We start from the raw sequence: 19,773 nt of genomic DNA, 5'->3' as shown, positions 1-19,773 counted from the left end.
CGGAGGGTGACGGCCGGGGGCCCGCGGTCACCCCGAGTTGCGGACCACCAGCTCGGTGGGCAGCACGAGGGCGGGCTCGATGCTCTCCCCGGACGCCAGCCGCAGCAGCTGCCCCGCCAGCCGGCGGCCGATCTCGGCGATGGGCTGCCGGACGGTGGTCAGTGGCGGCTCGGTGTAACGGGCGGGCTCGATGTCGTCGAACCCCACCACGGCCACGTCGTCCGGTACCCGCCGCCCCGCCTGCCGCAGGGCCCGCAGCACCCCGATGGCCATCAGGTCCGACGCCACGAACACCGCGTCCAGCCCCGGCTGCCGCTCCAGCAGCTCCCGCATCGCCACCACGCCCGACTCCTGGGTGAAGTCGCCGACCGCCACCGACGGATCCAGCCCCGCCTCCCGCAGTGCCGAGCGGTAGCCCGTCAGCCGGTCGACCCCGGCCACCATGTCCTGCGGCCCCGCCACGGTGGCGATCCGGGTACGGCCGGAGGCAGCGAGATGGCGCACCGCGCCCGCCGCCCCCGCCACGTTGTCCACCCCGACGTACGGCAGCATCGCGGCGCCCAGCGCCCGTTCGTTGCAGACCACCGGGATCCCCATCCGGGCCAGGGCGGCGGGCAGCGGATCGGCCCCGTGCATGGACGCCACCATGACCCCGTCGACGTGGCGCGCCAGCGCGAACCGCTCGATCCGGTCCCGGCTGGCGGGGGAGCGGGCCATCATCAGCACCAGCTGCTTGTCGGCCGCCTCCAGCTCCTGGCTCACCCCGCGCACCACCCCGGGGAAGAACTGGTCGTCCGAGAAGACCCGGCCCGGCTCCTCCGGCAGCACCAGCGCGAAGGAGTCCGTGCGCTGGGTGACCAGGCTGCGCGCCGCCTGGTTGGGGATGTAGCCGAGCTCCCGGATGGCCCGCAGCACCGCCTCCCGGCTGTCCTCGCCGACCGTGGTGGAGCCGTTGACGACCCGGGACACGGTCGCGCGCGAGACACCCGCGTGCCGCGCCACGTTCTCCAGGGTGGGCCGGGGCCGGTGCATCTGTGGCATCCCTCGCTGTTCACTGGGTTCGCTCGCCGGTGGTCGCACCAGCATGGATCAAGAAGGCATGCGGGGAACACTCTTCGGCGCGGTTGGTCCCGTGTGGGCGTCAGCCCGCCAGCACACGGGCGCGGCAGACCGAGGGCGTGCCCCACGCGGAGCGCAGCGCGTGGGCCCTGCGGATCCACAGCGAGAGGTCGAACTCGTCCGTGTAGCCGATCGCGCCGTGCAGTTGGAGCGCCGCGCGGGCCGCCGCGTATCCCGCCTCACCCGCCGCCACCTTGGCGGCGGCGACCTCCGCCCGTCTGCCGGGCGTGTCCGAGGCGAGTGCCACCGCCGCCCCGAACAGCAGCGGCCGCGCGAACTCCAGCCCGATGAGCACATCCGCCAGCCGGTGCTTGACCGCCTGGAACGAGCCCACCGCCCGGCCGAACTGCCGTCTTCCCTTCACATACGCCACCGTCCGCTCCAGCAGGGCCAGTCCGGTGCCCAAGGAGAGCGCGGCCGTGGCGAACGCCGCCCAGTCCGCGGCCCGCTCGACGGCCGGAGCCACCGCGGGGCCGTGTGCCAGCGGTTCACCACCGGGCCGTGGCCTGGCCAGCCGCCGGGCCGGGTCGGACGAACGCTGTACCGGACCGTGCCCCGGGGCCAGCCACAACTCCTCGCCGGCCACCGTGAACACGGCGTCGGCGGCGTCCGCGTCCAGCGCGTACGGTCCGCCGTCGGCCGCCGCCAGGGTGACCAGGGCCCGCCCGGAGGCGATCCGCGGCAGCCAGTGCCGGGCGGCAGCGGCGGCCCGGGGGTGGTCCCCCTCGGCCAGCGCGGTCAGCAGGACGGCCACGGCGGCGGTCTCGGCCAGCGGTCCCGGCACCGCGTGGCGTCCCGACTCGACGTAGGCCACGGCCAGTTCCACCGGCAGCGGCCCGACGCCGTCGTACGCCTCCGGGACGGCCAGCGCGGTCACCCCGAGCCCGCCGAGCCGCTCCCACAGCGCCCGGCCCGGTCCGTGGTCCCCCCGCCCCCAGGCCCGGACGGTCCGCGCGGTACCGGCCCCACCGAGCATCCGGTCCAGCGTCCGCCCGAACTCGCCCTGTGCCCGGTCCAGTACGAAGTCCATCGCGTGTTCCCCTTTCCCACCTGTCCGGTCCGCCTGGACGGGGCATGTGCCGGATCGATGCGCCCGGGGGACGCACCCCGGCGGAAGCCACCCTCAGCGCCGGTCCCTCGGCAGGCCCAGCACCCGCTCGGCGATCAGATCGCGCTGGATCTCGTTGGTGCCCGCGTAGACCGGGCCCGCCAGGGCGAAGGTGTAGCCGTCCGCCCAGGCGCCGCCCCCGGCGGCCTCCGGCGCGTCGTCGGCCAGCTCCGCGAACGGGCCGAGCAGATCCAGGGCCGTTTCATGGAGGGCGATGTCCAGTTCGGACCAGAAGACCTTGTTGAGGCTGGACTCGGCCCCGGTGGCGGCGCCCGTGCCCCCCGGGTCCGGCCGTGTCGCGCTCGCGTACGCGAACAGCTCGTACGCGCGGGCGCCGATCACCGCGTCGGCGACCCGGTCCCGCAGTGCGCCGTCCAGGCCCGCGCCGCCCCCGCCGGACTCCGCCGACCGCTCCCGCCACAGCGCCACCAGCCGCCGAGCGGCGGCGGTGAAGCGCCCCGGGCTGCGCAGTGTCAGCCCGCGTTCGTCGCCCGCCGTGCTCATCGCCACCCGCCAGCCCTGCCCCGGCTCGCCGATGACGTCCTCGTCCGGTACGAACACCTCGTCGAGGAAGAGCTCGGCGAAGGCCGGTTTGCCGTCGAGGCGCCCGATCGGGCGGACGGTCACGCCCGGGGCGTCGAGCGGGAACATCAGGTACGTCAGCCCGCGGTGCGGGGGCGCGCCCTCCTCGCGATGGCTGCGGAAGAGCCCGAAGGCACGGTCGGCGAAGGCCGCCCGGGACGACCAGGTCTTCTGGCCCGTCAGCAGCCAGCCGCCGTCCGCCCGGCGGGCGGTGGAGCGCAGCGAGGCCAGATCCGAACCGGACTCCGGCTCGGACCACGCCTGGGCCCAGATCACCTCACCGCGCGCCATCGGCGGCAGGATCCGGGCCCGCTGCGCGGCGGTGCCGTGGGCGAGGAGGGTGGGGGCCAGCAGACTGATCCCGTTCTGGCTCACCCGGCCCGGCGCACCCGCCGCGTAGTACTCCTCCTCGAACAGCAGCCACTCCACCAGGGACGCCCCCCGGCCGCCGTACTCCTCGGGCCAGGTCACCGCCGACCACCGGCCCCCGGCGAGCGTCCGCTCCCAGGCGCGGTGGGCGGCGAAGCCCTCGGCGGTCTCCAGGGACGGCGGCAGGACGGCGGGGACATGGGCCGTGAGCCAGCGGCGGGCCTCATCCCGGAACGCCCGCTGCCGCTCGCCGAGTTCGAGGTCCACCCGTCCCGTCCTCCTCGCGTCCGCCACGCTCACCACGTTCCCTAACAAGTGTTTGGTAGGTTACCGTGGCAGGGTGACGGACAACAAGGCGCCGTATGTCCCCGGCCACGGCCTGCTCACCGGTCGCACGGCCGTCATCACCGCCGCCGCGGGCTCCGGGATCGGCGGCGCGACCGCCCGCCGCTTCCTCGAGGAGGGCGCGAGGATCGTTATCGGCGACGCCCATGAGCGCAGGCTCAAGGAGACGGCCGCCGTCCTCGCCGATGAGTTCGGCGCGGACCGGGTCGCCGGGCTGGTCTGCGATGTGACCGACGAGGACCAGGTGGCGGCGCTCCACGACCTCGCCGAGGAGCGTCACGGACGGCTGGACGCGGTCGTCAACAACGCCGGGCTGGGCGGCACCGCCCTGCTCACCGAGATGACCGACGCCCAGTGGGACCGCGTCCTGGACGTCACACTGACCGGCACCTTCCGCTGCACCCGCGCCGCACTGCGCCGGATGCGGGCCGACGGCCATGGCGGTGTCGTCATCAACAACGCGTCGGTCGTCGGCTGGCGCGCCCAGGCCGGGCAGGCCCACTACGCGGCGGCCAAGGCGGGCGTCATGGCGCTCACCCGCTGCGCCGCCGTCGAGGCCGCCGGATACGGGGTGCGGGTGAACGCGGTCTCCCCGAGCCTGGCCATGCATCCGCATCTGGTGAAGGTGACCACCCCCGAACTGCTCGCCGAACTGACCGAGCGCGAGGCGTTCGGCCGGTACGCCGAGCCCTGGGAGGTGGCCAACGTGATCGTCTTCCTGGCCAGCGGCTATTCGTCGTACATGACCGGGGAGACGGTGTCCGTCAGCAGCCAGCACGCATGAGGCGACAATGACCCCGTGCCGAACTCCAGCCAGAACCGCACCAGGACCAGCGAGAAGAAGACCACCGTGAGCCCCACCCCCGAACGACGCCGCGAACTGCTCACCACGGCGGCCGAGGTGTTCGCCGCCCAGGGGTACAACGCCACCACCGTCCGCAGGATCGCGGACGAGGCGGGGATGCTCGCGGGCAGCCTGTACTACCACTTCGACTCCAAGGAGTCGATGGTCGACGAGATCCTCTCCACCTTCCTCGACGAGCTGTGGGCCGGATACGAGGCGGTGCTCGGCGCCGGGCTCGGTCCCAGGGAGACCATCGAGGCGCTCGTCACCGAGTCCTTCCGGGAGATCGACCGGCACCATTCCGCCGTCGCGATCTACCAGAAGGAGGCCCGCCACCTGGCCGCCCAGCCCCGCTTCGGCTATCTCGCCGAGTCGCAGCGGAAGTTCGAACGGGCCTGGCTGGGCACCCTGGAGCGCGGGGTGGCCGAGGGGGTCTTCCGCGCCGACGTCGACATCCGGCTGGCGTACCGCTTCCTGCGCGACACCGTATGGGTCGCCGCGTCGTGGTACCGGCCGGGCGGACACCACAGCCCCGAGGAGATCGCCCGCCAGTACCTGTCGATGGTCCTGGACGGCATCACCCCGCGGGAATGACCACCAGCCGAAGGAGCGACAGCGGTCATGGCCGAGGCATACATCGTCGAAGCGGTACGCACCCCCGTCGGCAAGCGGAACGGCGGACTGGCGCCCGTCCATCCGGCCGACCTCGGCGCCCATGTGCTGCGGGCGCTGATGGAACGCTCGGGGGCCGACCCGGCCGCCGTCGAGGACGTCGTCTTCGGCTGCCTGGACACCGTCGGCCCGCAGGCCGGGGACATCGCGCGCACCTGCTGGCTGGCGGCCGGGCTGCCGGAGGAAGTGCCGGGGGTCACGGTGGACCGGCAGTGCGGCTCCTCCCAGCAGGCGATCCACTTCGCGGCGCAGGCGGTGCTCTCCGGCACCCAGGACCTGGTGGTCGCGGGCGGGGTGCAGAACATGTCGATGGTGCCGATCGCCTACGCCAGCCGCCAGGCGGCCGTCCCGCTCGGACTGACCGAGGGCCCCTTCGCGGGCTCCGAGGGCTGGCGGAAGCGGTACGGCGACCGGCCGGTCAACCAGTTCTACGGCGCCGAGCTGATCGCGGAGACATGGGACATCACCCGTGAGGCGATGGAGGAGTTCGCGCTGCGCTCGCACCAGCGGGCGGTCCGCGCCATGGACGAGGGCCGCTTCGCGCGCGAACTGGTGCCGTACGGGGAGGTCACCGCCGACGAGGGGCCGCGCCGGGACACCAGCCGGGCGAAGATGGCCGCCCTCAAGCCGGTCATGGACGGCGGCCGGATCACCGCCGCGCTGTCCTCCCAGGTCTCCGACGGGGCCGCGGCGATGCTGATCGCCTCCGAACGGGCGGTGCGGGACCACGGACTGACCCCGCGCGCCCGGATCCACCACCTCTCGGTGCGCGGTGAGGACCCCGTCCGGATGCTGTCCGCGCCCATCCCCGCGACCGCGCACGCCCTGGCGAAGACCGGTCTGGCCATCTCCGACATCGACCTGGTGGAGATCAACGAGGCGTTCGCGCCCGTGGTGCTCGCCTGGCTGAAGGAGACCGGCGCCGATCCGGAGCGGGTCAACGTCAACGGTGGCGCCATCGCCCTGGGCCACCCCCTCGGCGCCACCGGCACCAAGCTGATGACGACCCTGCTGCATGAACTCGAGCGCACCGGCGGCCGGTACGGCCTCCAGACCATGTGCGAGGGCGGCGGCCAGGCCAACGTCACCATCCTCGAACGGCTCTGAACCTGGTGCCGGACCGGGCCGCCGCGGTGGGCCACCGCCGGTTCGGACGCGTCCGCGTGGCGGGGCCCCACGGCCCCGCCCATGATGGCCGCATGGCGTGTGGATCGACCAGTCTCTGGAACGGCGAGGCCACCTGGTTCTGTTGTGGCAACGCCTGGGGCCCGTGTGCCGCCGCGGGCGGCGGGGCGTGTGGCACCTGCAAGTCCAGCAAGCTCCAGGCCGCCTGGCCCAATGCCTCCCAGGCGTGCTGGGACATCACCCGGCCGGACCTGTGCGGGGAGAAGCTGCCCCGGCGCGGCTGCGGGTCGGTGATGAAGGTGCGCCACCAGTGCTCAGGAGCCAGTGTGTGCGTCACGGTCAGCGATTGCGGTCCGCGCACCCGGAGCTTCTGTTCCGAGTCCAGTTGCTGTGACGGCACCTGCCGCACCAACCGGGTCATCGACCTCACCCCGGCCGCCTTCTCCGCGATCGGCAGTCTGAGCACCGGCACCCTGCCGGTGGTCATCTTCGAATGAGACGGGCGGACATGAGCGCGTACCGGACCGGCGACCCCCTGGACCGCCGGCGGTTCCTCACCGCCGCGGCCCTCCGCGGCGCCACCGTGGTCGGCAGCGGTGTCATCGGGGCGACCGCCCTGGGTGCCCTGGACGCCGACGCGGCCTTCGCGGCGCCCCTGCGTTCCCTGGATCCCGCGGTCGCCGACGCCACCTTCGTGGAGGGCCGGATCACCGGGATCGACGGCGGGCTGCTGGCGGTCGCGGGGTCATGGGGCACCTACGCCCGGGTCCGGGTCACCGCCGCCACCAGCGTCTGGAAGGTGCGCGCCACCACCGCGGACGCCATCGCCACCGGCGACGGCCTCTATGCCCGCGGGGTCCCGATGCCCGACGGAACCCTCGCCGCCGACGCGGTGTGGGTCAACATCGTCCACCTGCACACCACCGTTCGCGGGATCGAGAAGACCCGGCTGCACCTCGCCCACGGCTCCCACGAGATCGTCGGACATGTGCTCGCGGACACCACCAGCGTCTCCTACTCCGGTGCCGCGCCCACCGCGGACCTCTCCCGGCTGCGCATCGGCCAGGACGCCCAGGTGCTCGGCGCCTGGCGGCCGTCCGACGACTCGGTGGAGCTGGTGCGGGTCTCGGTCGGACCGGGCGCGGGACACCACCGGTGAGCCCTGCCGTCACCGTGGCCGTGGATCTGGCGGCACCGCTGCTCGCCTTGGTGCTGGGTACGGCCGGTGCGGGCAAGTTCTTCGGCCGCGGCGGGCCGCGGTCCGCCTCCCGCACCGCGCTGGCCCGGCTGCTGGGCGGCGGCGACCGGGCGGCCCGCGCGCTGCGCGGCCTCGGCGCCCTCGAACTCCTGCTGTGCGCGGCGCTGCTGGCGCTGCCGCCGTCGGTGGTCACGGGCGGCGCGGCCACCGCGCTCGGCGCCGGATTCCTGGGCTACCTCGGCTACGCCCGGCGCGCGGCACCCGGTGCGTCCTGCGGCTGTACGGCCGGGGACGACGGACCGGTCGGAGGCCGCGCGGTCATCCGCGCCGCCGCGGTCCTGGCGGGCGGGGTGGCCGTCGCCCTCGCCCGGCACCCGTGGTGGATCGTGGTGCCGAGCCATCCCGCCGCCGCCTCGGGCGCCGTGCTGGCCGCGCTGGCCGGAGCGGTGGCCCTCGCCCCGGACCGCTGGCGGCTGCCGTGGCGCAGGCTGCGACTGCGGCTGACCGGGCATCCGCTCGATGGAACCCGCGCCGCCACCCGGGTCCCGGTGGCGGCCACCGTCGAGCTGCTGGAACGTTCACTGGCCTGGCAGAGCGCCGCGCCCCTGGTGCGCTCCGCGCTGCTGGACCACTGGGACGACGACGGCTGGCGCATCCTGCAGTATTCCGGGGTCCACGGAGGCGGTGGTGGCGCCCGGCCGGTGGTGGTGCTCTTCGCGCTCGACGCGGCGGCCAGCCGGGACGGGGTGCGCGAACCCGCGGTACGGGTGAGCGTCCTGGACGCCGACACCGGTGAGGCCGTGGCGCTGACCGCTTGAACCGCTCGACGTTCCGCAGCCGGGAGGTTCCGCAGCCGGGGGGCCTCAGCTGGTGAGGCCGAAGATGAGGACGAGCAGCCCGTAGCACAGGGCGACCAGCGCGGCGCCCGCCACATGGACCCGCAGGGTGCGCGCCCGGCCGGGCAGCAGCCAGAACGCCAGCGCCCGGTTCACCAGCGGCATCAGCACCCAGGTGAGGATGGAGACGCTCAGGACGTTGCTGATGAACAGGGCGGCGTAGCCGGGCACACCGGCCTCGTTCAGACCGTACCCCGCCGTCAGATCGAGGATCATCACCGTCGGGTACAGGGCCAGTACCACGGACATGGCCTGTTTCCAGTTCGGCGGGACGCCCTGGTCAGCGCCCTCCCCGAAGCGGAACCAGCCGCTGAACGGTGAGCTGATCTTCCGTACGTCGTAGCGCGTGAAGTACTTCTCGCCCTCGTGCAGCAGTTTCCTGCGGGTGTCGGACCCGAGCCACTCGTCGAGGTGTTCACGGGTGTCGAAGCGGAAGACCACGACCCAGTGCTCCTGGATCCCCGGTACCGGGCGGAACAGCTCCGAGCCCATGAAGCCGGGGTACTTCTCCTGGGCCTTGAGCGTCTTCTCCTGCCACCGCAGGAAGGACTGTTCGCGCCCCGGGCGGATCTCGTGCGAGATGACCGCCGTGATGGCCTCGGGCTCGGCCGGGGGCGTGCCGCCGCTGAGCACCTCCTGGGTGGGCGGTGCCTCGAACAGCGGGCGTCCCTCGTCCAGCAGTTGCTGCCGGGCGTCCGACCGCAGCCAGGTGGTGAGCTGGTCGATCCGGGAGAACCGGAAGACGACCACCCATTCGTTCTCCTGGCCGGACGCGGGCGGATACAGCTCGGTTCCCTCGAAGCCGTCGAAACCGCGCACCGTCCGGTTGGTCTTCTCCTGCCAGCGCTTGTAGTCCTCGTCGCGTCCGGGGCGGACCTTCTGCGAGGTCACCACCGTTGCCCCGGCTCCGGCGGAGCCGTGGGTTGCACGGGCATCCATGCCGAGTAGTCTAGATCAAAAGGAATTTATGCGACAAACCGAGCGTTTCGCAGGGGGTCCCGACGCGGGCACGCAGAGCCGAGCGGAGGTCTGAGACATGGCGAAGCAGGAGTTCCTGGTCGAAGCGGTACGACTGGCCACCGAATCCGTGAAGAACGGCTGGGGCGGTCCGTTCGGTGCCGTGATCAGCCGCAACGGCGACATCGTCGCCCGGGGCCAGAACCGCGTACTGCTGACCGGCGATCCCACCGCCCACGCGGAGATGGAGACCATCCGCAAGGCGATCCAGGTGCTCAATCCCGAGGCGCCCAGTATCGACGGGGGACACGTCGACGAGAGCACGCTGGAACTCGTACCGCGCCCCGAGGGGTCGCCCGACCCGGTTCCGGAGCGCGCCCGGATGCTCCAGGGCTGCTCGATCTACATCAGTGGCGCACCGTGCCCGATGTGCATGAGCGCCATCTACTGGTCGCGGATCGACGCCGTGTACTTCAGCTGTGACCTGGCCGCCACGGCGAAGATCGGTTTCGATGACGCCTATCAGTACGAGGACTTCCAGAAACCCATGGATCAGCGCAGGATCCTCATCGAGCAGATCCATCCCGAGCTCGGCGCCGAGGCGTACAAGGCATGGATGGACAAGGCCGACCGACACCCGTACTGAGGGGGGCCCGTGGGGCGCGCGCCGAGCGGCGCGCGTTTCCGCGCGCCCGGGTCCGGGCCCTCGGCACGGGTAGGGAAGTGGCGATGTCCGAGAATCCTTCCGGCCCTCCGGGGCGCGGGCACCGGGCCCGGTTCGAGCGGCTGCACCACGTGTTCCACCGCTCCCCGGCCGGCCGGGGGTACCGGCGGGGCAGTGAGTTCGAGCTGCTGCACCGGGCGTTGGGCTTCGCCGCGCTCGGCTTCCTCACCCTGGTGCCGCTGCTCATCGTGGTCGCCGCCGCCGACCCGGTGAACCGCCACGGCTTCGCCCAGTGGCTCGCCGAGGGGCTGGGGGTGTCCACCTCCTCGCGGGACGAGGTGAAGGAGCTGTTCGCCCCGCCGAAGCGGGCGCTGGAGACCACCACGGCGTTCGGTCTGGCCACCCTGGCCATCTTCGGGCTGCGCTTCGGCGCGGCGGTGCAGACCGGCTACGAGAAGGTGTGGGAACTGCCCGCCGGGCGCTGGCACAACGTCTGGCGCCATCTGGTGTGGCTCGTGGTGCTCATCGGCTATCTGCTGCTCTCCTCCCATCTGGGGCCGGGGATCAGCCGGGTGCTGATCGCAGTGGTGGGCACCGTGCTGTTCTTCTGGTGGTCGCAACGGCTGCTGCTGGGCGGCCGGATCAGCTGGGGCGCGCTGCTGCCCGGCGCGCTGGCGACCGGTGTCGGACTGGCCGGACTGCGGATCTTCTCCCAACTGGTCTTCTCCCCGCTGATCGCCTCCAGCGCGGTCTCCTACGGTCCCGTCGGCACCGTTCTGGTCGTCCAGTCCTGGCTGGTGGGGGTCGGTTATGTGGTGTTCGGCGGAGCGCTGCTGGGCCGGGTGATACACGAGGAGTACCTGCGGCTGGTCGCCTGGCGCCGCCGCCGGCGCCCCGGTGGCGCCTCCGAACCGTGACTTCCCATCGCCGCCGGTGGCGCCGGCCGGCCGCGTGTCTTCCCCGTCCGGAGCCGGAACGAAACCGCGTTCACTCGTTCGCCCCCGGCAAGCACCGAAACGACGCGCCGGTGATGCGGCCGCACGGGCCGTGGTCAGCATGGTGCACAGGGACACCGCGGACAACGCGTCCGCGGCGCCATGCCGTCGACGCAGATGGAGGACGCCGGGAATGAAAGAGCACGACAACGAACACGTGCCCGTGCTGATCGTGGGGGGATCGCTCGTCGGTCTGTCCGCATCGGTCTTTCTCGGCCGTCTCGGCGTGGAGCACCTGCTGATCGAGCGCCACGCGGCCACCTCGGCCCATCCCCGCGGCCGCGGGAACAACATGCGGACGATGGAGCTGTACCGCACCGCGGGTCTGGAGCCCGACATCCGGCGGGCGGCGGCGATCCTGTCCAAGAACGACGGCATCCTCCAGGCGGACGTCCTCGCGGGTGGCACCTGGCGATGGATCTACCCGCGGATCACCGGCAGACCCCCGGAGGCCGAGAAGAGCTCGACCTTCCGGTGCGCGTGCAGCCAGAACGACCTGGAGCCGGTCCTCCTGGAGCACGCCCGCCAACTGGGCGGCGATGTGCGCTTCGGCACCGAGCTGGTCTCCTTCACCCAGGACGACCGCGCGGTGCACGCCGTGCTGCGCTCCCGGGACTCCGGTGAGACATACACGGTGCACACCGACTACCTGCTGGCCGCCGACGGCCCCCGGAGCCCCGCCCGCGAGCGCCTCGGCATCGGGCACACCGGACGCGGGGACCTCTTCCACAACATCAGCGTCACCTTCCGCAGCAAGGGGCTCCGTGACGCGGCGGGCGACCAGCCGTTCGTGGTGTGTTACCTCACCAACCCCGACGGTGAGGGGGTGCTGCTGCCCGTCGACAACGAGGAGCAGTGGGTGTTCCACATGCCCTGGACCCCCGAGAGCGGCGAGACCATCGAGGACTTCACGGACAGCCGGTGCGTGGCGCACATCAGGGCCGGTGCCGGAGTCCCCGACCTGGATGTGGAGATCACCGGACGGGCGCCCTGGCACGCGGCGGACCGGGTGGCCGACAGCTACCGCACCGGCCGGGTCTTCCTCATGGGCGACGCCGTGCACGAGATGCCGCCCACCGGCGCGTTCGGCTCCAACACCGGGATCCAGGACGCCCACAACCTGGCCTGGAAGGTGGCGGGGGTGCTGCGCGGCTGGGCGGCCCCCGGACTGCTGGACAGCTATGAGGTGGAACGCCGTCCGGTGGCACGGGCCACCAGTGAACGGGCCACGCTCCAGGCGGCCCTGGAACAGCACCCCGGTTACAACCCCGCCAAGGCGGCGAAGACCGGCACCGACCTGGTCACCACCGCCCTGTGCTACCGCTACCACTCCACCGCGGTGCACGGCGGGGACCCGGAGGCGCCCGTCGTGCCCGACACCTTCGAACTGCGGGGTGACCCCGGCACCCGCGCCCCTCATATGTGGCTCACCCGTGACGGCGCCGAGGTGTCCACGATCGACCTCTACGAGCGTTCCTTCGTCCTGCTCTGCGGACAGGCCGGGGCGCAGTGGCGGGCCGTCGCCCGCACGGTGGCGGAGAAGCTCGACGTCCCGCTGGACGCCTACCTGGTGGGCACCTCCGCCGACGCCGACCTCCAGGTCCGGGGCGGCGCGGACTGGGCGGAGACCCATGGCACCGCCGAGGAGGGCGCGGTGCTGGTGCGGCCCGACGGCTTCGTGGCCTGGCGGACGCGGACCATGCCGCCGAACGCGGAACAGGAGCTGGCGGACGTGCTCCTGGAGGTCCTCGGGCGCGGCTCGGGCCGCTGAACCCCGCCCGGCACCGCTTCCGTTCACCCCTCCACAGAACCGAGGAGTCCGATGACACCGCTCAACACGTCCGACACCGCGGTCGCCGACGACACCGTCCTGGCCGGCCGCGCGGGCACCGCGCCGGGTGATGACGCGCGGCGGTCCCGGGTGGATGTCCACCACCACTACACCGCACCGGAATGGCTCGACTGGGCCGAGGACAAGGACGTGGTCCGGCGCGACAAGCTGCCCTGGTGGACACGGTGGGACCTGGACAGCGCGCTGACCCTGATGGACCGGGCGGGCATCCACACCAGTGTGCTCACCGTCGCCATGCTGGGACGGCTGCGCGAACCCGCGCTGCGCAAGGAGAGCGCCCGGGTCGCGCTGCGGTCCGCGGGCGACCTCGCCGCCGCCCACCCCGAGCGCTTCGCCTTCTTCGCACCGGTCTTCCTGGACAACATGGAGCTGTCCCGCTGGTCGGTGACGTACGGCATGGACGAACTCGGGGCGGTCGGGGTGAGCACCCGCACCAGTGTGCGCGGGACCTTCCTCGGCGATCCGTCCCATGACGCGCTGCTGGCGGAACTCGACGAGCGCTCCGCCGTCATCAGCACCCATCCCATGGAGGTGCCCGGCGACGAGGCCGGACTGCCGGGGGTGCCGCCGTTCCTGTGCGACTTCCTGATGGACACCACACGTGCCGCCATCAGCCTCATCGTCAACGGGACGCTGGACCGCTACCCGAACCTCAGCTTCATCCTGCCGCACGGCGGTGGTTTCCTGCCGTACCTCGCGAGCCGTCTGGAGACCTTCGGCGACCAGCTCACCCCGAAGGTCGACGGCTCCCGGGTGCGCGACTATCTGCACCGCTTCTACTACGACACCGCGGGGCCCATGTCCCCTTCCTCGACGCCGAGTCTGCTGACCGCCGTGGATCCGTCCCGGATCCTCTACGGAAGCGACTGGCCCCCGACCCCGGCCCGGGTCGTCACGGAGGTGACGGCGCCCGCCCTCGACGACGACCCGGCGCTCGACGCGTACCAGCGGCGCGGGATCAACAGGGACAACGCCTGCCGTCTGCTGCCCGTGCTGTCGCGGGCGACGGTGCGGGCGTGATCCCTGGCCCCGCACCGGACCGGTGGCCGGTGGCCGGTCTCCCGGTCATGCCCCGGTGGTGGAGCCGGGGCGGACGATCATCAGCACGGTGACCACGGCCCACAGCAGATTGAACATCCCGGTGTACATCGCGAGTCGGGCCGTGGCCCGCCGGTCCGGCACACCGTCCCCCGGCCCGTCCCCGTCCATGGTGTCCAGCCCGGCCAGGAGCGCGTCCTGGCCGGGCAGCACCAGCCCGGCGAGCACCGTCGCGGCGAGCCCGGTGAGCACGATGGACACGATCAGCCAGATGTCACCCAGGACACCCAGGCTGTCGGCGGTGGCCAGTCCGAAGACCGGCACCACGACCCCCACGGCCGCGTAGACCCGGCACACCCGGTGCAGGGTGCGCAGGACGGCGGTGGCTCGGACGTCGCCGGGCGCGGCCAGGGCGGTGCGGGCGGCGGCGGGGAACATGCTGGCCGCCACGGTCACCGGTCCGATCGCGATGATCGCGGCCAGCACATGGACGGTGAGCAGGAATTTCGTCACGGCGGCAGCGCTTCCTTCAGCGGGCGGGGACAGCGGGCGGGGAAGAAACTGACGGCCCAGGACGGGGCGCCGACGCCGACGCTAGCCGCGTTCCGCGATCATGAGCAGTGGCTCGATTGCCATGCTTCAACGGATTCTCGCCAGCTCCGCGATCCGCCCGCCGCCCGGTCCGCACCGGACGGGAAACGTGATCGCGTACAGGCCCGGAACCCTGGCATGCTGGCGGTGTGAACGGACCGGAGATCCACCTCAGCATCGACCCCGGACTGCGGCTCTTCGCCACTCCCGAACGGCGCCGCGGACCGATCGCCCTCGTCACCGACGGAGCCTCCACCCTGGGGCATGTGGTCGAGTCGGTCGGGGTCCCGCTCACCGAGGTCGGCGCGCTGCTCGTGGACGGCCGGGAGACCCCGGTCTCGCATGTGCCGCGCGCGGGGGAGAGCGTCGAGGTGCGCCCGGTGGTCCGGCCCCAGGCGGTACCGGGCGCCCCCTTGCGCTTCCTGCTCGATGTGCACCTGGGTACCCTCGTGCGGCGGCTGCGGCTGCTGGGCGTGGACGCCGCGTACGAGAGCGAGGACATCGGGGACCCGGCGCTCGCCGCGCTCTCCGCGGCCCAGCGCCGGGTGATGCTCTCCCGCGACCGGGGGCTGCTGCGCCGACGGGAACTGTGGGCCGGGGCGTACGTCTACAGCGACCGCCCCGAGGAGCAACTGCGCGATGTGCTCGGCCGGTTCGGCCCGCGTCTGGCGCCGTGGACCCGCTGCACCGCATGCAACGGACCGCTGGAGGACGCCGACAAGGAGACCGTCCGGGAACGGCTGGAGCACGGCACCCGGCGCACCTACGACGTCTTCGCCCGCTGCACCGCCTGTGAGCGCGTCTACTGGCGCGGTGCCCACCACTCCCGTCTGGAGGCCATCGTCGCGGGCGCGGTCGAGGAGTTCGGCGGTGCGGCACCCGCGCTCTCCGAGGCGCCCGCCCCCTGATGGCCACCGCTTCCACCACCCCCGGCCCCGGGCCGAGGGCGATACCCCCGCCTCCCGAGGTACGCGGCCCCCTCGAGACCCATGTCACCGTGGACTGCCCGGTGTCCGCCACCGACCGGCTGGCGGCCTGGGCCGCGGCGCGCGGATTCGGGTTCACCCATATCGTGCTCGCCCGTGGCCGTACGCCCTCCCAGCCCATGCTGAACCTTCGTGGCGACGGCCCGGCCACGCTCTGGCGGGATACCGCGGAGCGGGTGGCGGCCGAGCTGGCGGCCGACGGCTTCCGCCCGGTGCGCGTCAAGACCGAGGCCGCGCCGTGGGCCGCGGGCGTCCCCCAGGACGACACCGCCGCCATGGCCCATGGCCCCGGCCGCTACTTCGAACACCACATCAAACTGCTGCTCCCGGCGGAGTGGGACCGGACCCCGCTGGACCGCCTCGCCGTTCCGCACGGCGCCCATGTCTCGTGGAACGCCCGCCGGTTCCGTGACGACGGACGGCAGGAGCGGTTCCTCACCCAGCGCTGCCACGGCGTCGGCCGCGCCACCGCCGAGCGGCGGCTGTCGGCCCTGCTCGGCGCGGTGCACCACGCCGGGCTCCCACCGCTGGAGGTGGAGCGGGAGTTCGTCCTGCACGACACCAACCTCACCCTGGACAACGGCTGGATCACCGAGGAGCGCACCCCATGACACCGCCGCCGGAACACGAACCCTCCTGGGACGCGATGTGGCGGAGCGACACTCCCGACATCCCCCACACCCCGCTGGACGACGGTGAGCGCCGACGCCACCGACTGCCGCGCACCCTGCTGCCGGTGCCCGAGGGGCTGCACAGCACGGCCGTCTTCGACCCCGCGCTGAAGGAGTTCGCCCGCGCCTTCCGGGCGGGCGAACCGCGGTTCGCCGACGAGGAGTCGGCGCGCGCCTGGCACCGTGCCCGGCGCACGGTGCTGGACACCGTGCTCGCCGCGATCGCCGGCGGCCCCTGGGCGGACCATCTGATGCTGCGCGGCAGCGTATTGCATGCCACCTGGTTCGGGAGCGCCGCCCGTGAGCCGGGTGACCTGGACTTCGTCGTCGTCCCCCGGGAGTGGGAGCTGGCCGACCCCCGCACCGCCGACCTCGTCGACGGTATCGCCCATGACGCGGCGACCGCCGCCCGCGCCGGTGGCGCGGTGCGGATCGATGCCGGGGGCCGGGTGACCGAGGACATCTGGACCTATGAGCGGGTGCCCGGCCGCCGCATGCTGCTGCCGTGGTCGGCGCCGGGGACGGCGGGCGGCACCGTCCAGCTCGACCTCGTGTTCAACGAACCGCTTCCGGCCCCGCCCGTACGCACCGCACTGCGCCCGCTCGGTGACGGCCCCGGCTGCCGCCTCCTGGCCGCCACGCCGGAGCTGTCCCTGGCCTGGAAACTGCTGTGGCTGGTCACCGACTTCCATCCGCAGGGCAAGGACCTCTACGACGCGGTGCTGTTGGCCGAGCACACCCCGCCCTCGTACGGGCTGGTGCGGGACACCTTCGTCCGCACCGGTGTGGACGGGCTGCGGCCCGCCGGTTCCTGGTGGACCGACACACTGCGGGTGGAGGACGGCTGGCCGCACTTCACCGCCGAGTACCCATGGGTGGCGGACACCCCGGAGACGTATGCGGCGCGGCTGACCCGGGCGCTCGGCTCCCTCCTCGCCGAAGCCGAACCACCCGGTGAGACCCGCTATGAACGCTGGGCACGCTGGCTGGAGCCCGTGGTGGAGACCGCCCGCGCGTCCTCCGCACCGCCCGTCGACCGTGTCCGCCACCTGGCGGCAGGGGGCTGGGAAGGGCTGCTGGCCATGGTCGTCGTCGTGCGGGAAGTCGCGGGACGCGAGGCGATGGGGATCGAGGACGCCCTGCGCACGGTGGTCGACCGGAGCGAGAGCCATCGGCTGATGCGGGACAACGCCAAGTGGTGGGCCGCCGCGCTGGATGAACTGCGCTGACCGCACCCCAAGGTCCCCGCGCGCACATGCGCCCGGCCGGGCCCGTACGTAGGCTGGCGTCATGCCCGAGCTGCCCGATGTCGAGGGGTTCCGGCGCACCCTGGCCTCCTGCGCCCGGGGCCGCCGTGTCGAACGTGTCGAGGTGGCCGACCCGGGTGTGCTGCACGGGGTGACCCCGGGGCGGCTGCGGCGCGAGCTGGAGGGCCGCCGCTTCACCGCGCCCCGGCGGCACGGCAAGTGGCTCATCGCTCCCACCGACGGTCCGACGCTGCTCCTCCACTTCGGCATGACCGGACGCCTCGTCTGCGCGGAAGGCGGCACACCGCCCGGCCGGTTCGAGCGGGTGGCCCTCACCCTCGACGACGGCCACCGGCTCGGTTACGAGGACCAGCGCAAGCTGCGCGGCCTCTGGCTCGCCGCCACCGAGGCCGCCGTCGACCGGGTGCTCGGTCCCCAGGGACCCGACGCCCTCACCCTGGACCGGGCCGGACTCGACGCCCGGCTGGCGGACCGGCGCGGCAGCGTCAAGGCCACCCTGATCGACCAGTCCGTGGTCGCCGGACTCGGCAATCTGCTCGGTGACGAGATCCTGTGGCGGGCCCGGATCCACCCCCGGCACCGTGCGGGCACACTGGACCCGGACGAGCGCCGAAGGCTCCACACCGCGATGCGCCAGGTGCTGCGCACCTCCGTACGGGCGGGACGGGTGCCCGACCGGTCCGGCTGGCTCACCGGCCACCGCGACGACGCCGATCCGCACTGCCCGCGCTGCGGCCGTCCGCTGCGCCGCGGCCGGATCGCGGGCCGTACCAGCGCCTGGTGCCCGCACTGCCAGCCGGACGGCGGCTGACCCCGGCCGCCCGCGATATGCGGCCGGTGCGGGTCAGCCCCGCCAGGCCGTGTAGGACATCACCGCACCGGCCTTGAGCCGGAAGTCGGGTTCGGCCCGGGTGGCGGTCAGTTCGAGGTCCAGCAGCCGTCCGTCGTCCGGGTCCAGGATGACCAGATACCGGCTGCCGTTGCTCCCGGACATCCGGAACCCCTGTCCCTCCCGCCCGAGCCGGTCGGTGACCCGGCCCGCCGGGCGCATCCCCTCCATCCGCGACAGCAGGGTGGCGATGTCCGCGATCTGGCGGGGTCCGGGTGTCCACACCGTCTGGAACGACTCCACGGCCGAGAGCAGGGACACCGGGTCCTCCTCCGCGCCGGGCAGCCATGCGGCGAGGTACGCGCGCAGTGCGGCCACTCCGGCCGGAGGGGCCTCGAAGTACTCCAGGTTGGCCCCGTAGGTGCCCTTCGGATAGTGCTCCCGGTTCATCACCTTGCCGTCGTGGACGGTACGCGGGGGGTCACCGCCGTCGATGACCGGACGGCCCGGGTAGCGCGGATCCGTGGCCACCTCGAGCAGGGTGCCGCTGCCGTCCGCGTTCCAGGTGGTCAGCGACTCCACGGGTGCGGTCACCGGGGGTCGTGCGCCCTCGCCCGACTCCATCCCCATCGACCAGGTCTGCACATGGCTGCCCCGCACACTCCTGCCCGGGGCGGCCTCGGCCGCCGCGCGCGCCCGCCGTGCGATCTCCGCCAGCGGTACGTCGGCGCGGGAGGCATGCGCCACCAGCGGGCGTGGCACGGCCACCGCGGGGGTGGAGCCACCGCCGGAGACGGTCAGCGCGAGGGCGAGGACGGTGGCCGCCGCCAGACCCTCGACGGCGAGCAGCCTGCGGCGGACGGTCCGGCGCCGCCGCTGGAGGTGCAGCCGCCGCAGGAGCAGTTCGGCGCGGGCGTCCAGCGGACGGTCCCGCCAGGGTCCGGTCCGGGCGGACACGGGATCGGCTTCGCGCAGGAGTTCCAGTTCATCGGTCATGGCCGTCCGTCCTTGTCGCTCGCCGTCTTGCCCGTCGTCCCGCTCACGCACCCCAGCACGACCGAATCCCTGCGATGGAGCCGGTCGATCTCCGTCCGCAGCCGCCGCCGCGCCCGGTGCAGCCGCATCGCGGCCGCCGACCGGCCGCATCCCAACACGGTGCTCACCTCGTCGACGGAGAGCTCCTCCCACGCGGTCAGCCGCAGCACCTCCTGGTCGGCCTCGCCCAGCCGGTCCAGCGCCTCCAGCACCCAGGAGCCGGGCCGTTCCGCGTCGGGACCGGGCGCCGTGCGCTGGTCCCGGGTCAACTCGTGGTGGCCCAGCCGGGCCAGCAGTCTGCGGTAGCGGCCCCGGCCGCGCACGGTGTTGGCCAGACAGTGCCGGGCCACGCCGTACAGCCAGGGCAGGGGCGGATCGGGCAGTTCGGCGCGACGTCTCCAGGCCACCGCGAAGACCTCGGCGACCACTTCCTCGACATCCGCCGTCTGTTCGTCCAGACGGCGCGCGACGAAGCGGCTGACCGCCCAGTAGTGCTCGCGATAGGCGGCGTCGAAGACGTCGTCGGTACTCATGATCGGTTGGTGTCCGGCACAGCCCCGATCATCACACCTTCGGAAAAGAAAATTTTCAGTGGCTCCTCCGTGACGATCCGAACGGTGCCGGACACC

At 73.1% G+C, this 19,773-nt stretch carries 21 protein-coding genes; 14 read left to right on the top strand and 7 right to left on the bottom strand.

Annotation, left to right across the window (positions count from 1 at the left end; genetic code table 11):
* Positions 1-27: 27 nt before the first annotated feature.
* From NMK44_RS27300 to NMK44_RS27290, 3 genes are all read right to left on the bottom strand, one after another.
* Positions 28-1,032 carry a LacI family DNA-binding transcriptional regulator gene (locus tag NMK44_RS27300; protein ID WP_254747842.1) on the bottom strand — a complete coding sequence of 335 codons (1,005 nt, stop codon included), beginning with the start codon at positions 1,030-1,032 and terminating at the stop codon, positions 28-30.
* A 109-nt stretch (positions 1,033-1,141) separates the two neighbouring features.
* A complete protein-coding gene (locus NMK44_RS27295; protein ID WP_254747840.1) occupies positions 1,142-2,149 on the bottom strand; it encodes an acyl-CoA dehydrogenase family protein in 1,008 nt (335 codons plus the stop codon).
* Positions 2,150-2,242: 93 nt separating this feature from the next.
* Positions 2,243-3,445, bottom strand: coding sequence for an acyl-CoA dehydrogenase family protein (locus tag NMK44_RS27290; RefSeq protein WP_254747838.1), 1,203 nt, complete (start codon positions 3,443-3,445; stop codon positions 2,243-2,245).
* Positions 3,446-3,518: 73 nt separating this feature from the next.
* Between NMK44_RS27290 and NMK44_RS27285 the strand changes: the two genes are divergently transcribed.
* The 6 genes from NMK44_RS27285 to NMK44_RS27260 all read left to right on the top strand — a co-directional run bounded on the left by NMK44_RS27285 (position 3,519) and on the right by NMK44_RS27260 (position 8,180).
* Positions 3,519-4,307, top strand: a complete 789-nt coding sequence (locus tag NMK44_RS27285) for an SDR family oxidoreductase (RefSeq protein ID WP_254747836.1) — start codon at positions 3,519-3,521, stop codon at positions 4,305-4,307.
* 66 nt (positions 4,308-4,373) lie between these two features.
* Positions 4,374-4,961, top strand: a complete 588-nt coding sequence (locus tag NMK44_RS27280) for a TetR/AcrR family transcriptional regulator (RefSeq protein ID WP_254747922.1) — start codon at positions 4,374-4,376, stop codon at positions 4,959-4,961.
* Between the two features lie 27 nt (positions 4,962-4,988).
* On the top strand, positions 4,989-6,146 hold the full coding sequence (locus NMK44_RS27275) for an acetyl-CoA C-acetyltransferase (RefSeq protein WP_254747834.1): 1,158 nt from the start codon (positions 4,989-4,991) through the stop codon (positions 6,144-6,146).
* Between the two features lie 92 nt (positions 6,147-6,238).
* The gene (locus NMK44_RS27270; RefSeq protein WP_254747832.1) at positions 6,239-6,661 is read left to right on the top strand and encodes a septal ring lytic transglycosylase RlpA family protein; all 423 of its coding nucleotides are present in this window, start codon (positions 6,239-6,241) and stop codon (positions 6,659-6,661) included.
* Between the two features lie 11 nt (positions 6,662-6,672).
* On the top strand, positions 6,673-7,323 hold the full coding sequence (locus tag NMK44_RS27265; RefSeq protein ID WP_254747830.1) for a cell wall protein: 651 nt from the start codon (positions 6,673-6,675) through the stop codon (positions 7,321-7,323).
* Entirely contained in the window at positions 7,320-8,180 is an 861-nt protein-coding gene (locus tag NMK44_RS27260) for a MauE/DoxX family redox-associated membrane protein (protein WP_254747828.1), read from the top strand. The genes NMK44_RS27265 and NMK44_RS27260 overlap by 4 nt, the downstream gene beginning before the upstream one ends.
* Before the next feature lie 45 nt (positions 8,181-8,225).
* Here the strand turns inward: NMK44_RS27260 and NMK44_RS27255 are convergent, their stop codons facing one another.
* Positions 8,226-9,197 carry an antibiotic biosynthesis monooxygenase gene (locus NMK44_RS27255; protein WP_254747826.1) on the bottom strand — a complete coding sequence of 324 codons (972 nt, stop codon included), beginning with the start codon at positions 9,195-9,197 and terminating at the stop codon, positions 8,226-8,228.
* A 97-nt stretch (positions 9,198-9,294) separates the two neighbouring features.
* On the opposite strand from NMK44_RS27255, the gene NMK44_RS27250 reads away from it, so the two are divergent.
* The 4 genes from NMK44_RS27250 (at position 9,295) to NMK44_RS27235 (ending at position 13,746) form a co-directional block, all read left to right on the top strand.
* Complete coding sequence (locus tag NMK44_RS27250) at positions 9,295-9,861, top strand: nucleoside deaminase (RefSeq protein WP_254747824.1); 567 nt, start codon at positions 9,295-9,297, stop codon at positions 9,859-9,861.
* 83 nt (positions 9,862-9,944) lie between these two features.
* Positions 9,945-10,796, top strand: coding sequence for a YhjD/YihY/BrkB family envelope integrity protein (locus NMK44_RS27245; protein ID WP_254747822.1), 852 nt, complete (start codon positions 9,945-9,947; stop codon positions 10,794-10,796).
* A 211-nt stretch (positions 10,797-11,007) separates the two neighbouring features.
* Positions 11,008-12,645: an FAD-dependent oxidoreductase gene (locus NMK44_RS27240; RefSeq protein ID WP_254747820.1), complete on the top strand. Its 1,638-nt coding sequence runs from the start codon at positions 11,008-11,010 to the stop codon at positions 12,643-12,645.
* A gap of 51 nt (positions 12,646-12,696) precedes the next feature.
* Positions 12,697-13,746, top strand: a complete 1,050-nt coding sequence (locus NMK44_RS27235) for an amidohydrolase family protein (RefSeq protein WP_254747818.1) — start codon at positions 12,697-12,699, stop codon at positions 13,744-13,746.
* A gap of 45 nt (positions 13,747-13,791) precedes the next feature.
* Here the strand turns inward: NMK44_RS27235 and NMK44_RS27230 are convergent, their stop codons facing one another.
* Positions 13,792-14,277: a hypothetical protein gene (locus NMK44_RS27230; RefSeq protein ID WP_254747816.1), complete on the bottom strand. Its 486-nt coding sequence runs from the start codon at positions 14,275-14,277 to the stop codon at positions 13,792-13,794.
* Between the two features lie 227 nt (positions 14,278-14,504).
* On the opposite strand from NMK44_RS27230, the gene NMK44_RS27225 reads away from it, so the two are divergent.
* From NMK44_RS27225 to NMK44_RS27210, 4 genes are all read left to right on the top strand, one after another.
* Complete coding sequence (locus tag NMK44_RS27225) at positions 14,505-15,263, top strand: Mut7-C RNAse domain-containing protein (RefSeq protein WP_254747814.1); 759 nt, start codon at positions 14,505-14,507, stop codon at positions 15,261-15,263.
* Positions 15,263-15,952, top strand: a complete 690-nt coding sequence (locus tag NMK44_RS27220) for a hypothetical protein (protein ID WP_254747812.1) — start codon at positions 15,263-15,265, stop codon at positions 15,950-15,952. The genes NMK44_RS27225 and NMK44_RS27220 overlap by 1 nt, the downstream gene beginning before the upstream one ends.
* On the top strand, positions 15,949-17,241 hold the full coding sequence (locus NMK44_RS27215) for a nucleotidyl transferase AbiEii/AbiGii toxin family protein (protein WP_254747810.1): 1,293 nt from the start codon (positions 15,949-15,951) through the stop codon (positions 17,239-17,241). Before NMK44_RS27220 ends, NMK44_RS27215 begins: the two co-directional genes overlap by 4 nt.
* Positions 17,242-17,302: 61 nt before the next feature.
* On the top strand, positions 17,303-18,091 hold the full coding sequence (locus NMK44_RS27210; RefSeq protein WP_254747808.1) for an Fpg/Nei family DNA glycosylase: 789 nt from the start codon (positions 17,303-17,305) through the stop codon (positions 18,089-18,091).
* A gap of 33 nt (positions 18,092-18,124) precedes the next feature.
* Here the strand turns inward: NMK44_RS27210 and NMK44_RS27205 are convergent, their stop codons facing one another.
* Positions 18,125-19,105, bottom strand: a complete 981-nt coding sequence (locus NMK44_RS27205; RefSeq protein ID WP_254747806.1) for a CU044_5270 family protein — start codon at positions 19,103-19,105, stop codon at positions 18,125-18,127.
* Positions 19,102-19,677, bottom strand: coding sequence for an RNA polymerase sigma factor (locus NMK44_RS27200; RefSeq protein ID WP_254747804.1), 576 nt, complete (start codon positions 19,675-19,677; stop codon positions 19,102-19,104). The genes NMK44_RS27205 and NMK44_RS27200 overlap by 4 nt, the downstream gene beginning before the upstream one ends.
* Positions 19,678-19,773 lie beyond the last annotated feature (96 nt).

The sequence above is a fragment of the Streptomyces cucumeris genome (genome assembly GCF_024295805.1).
Classification (GTDB): Bacteria; Actinomycetota; Actinomycetes; order Streptomycetales; family Streptomycetaceae; genus Streptomyces; species Streptomyces cucumeris.
Note: the sequence above shows the minus strand (reverse complement) of the source record. Positions and strands in the feature narration are given on the sequence as shown.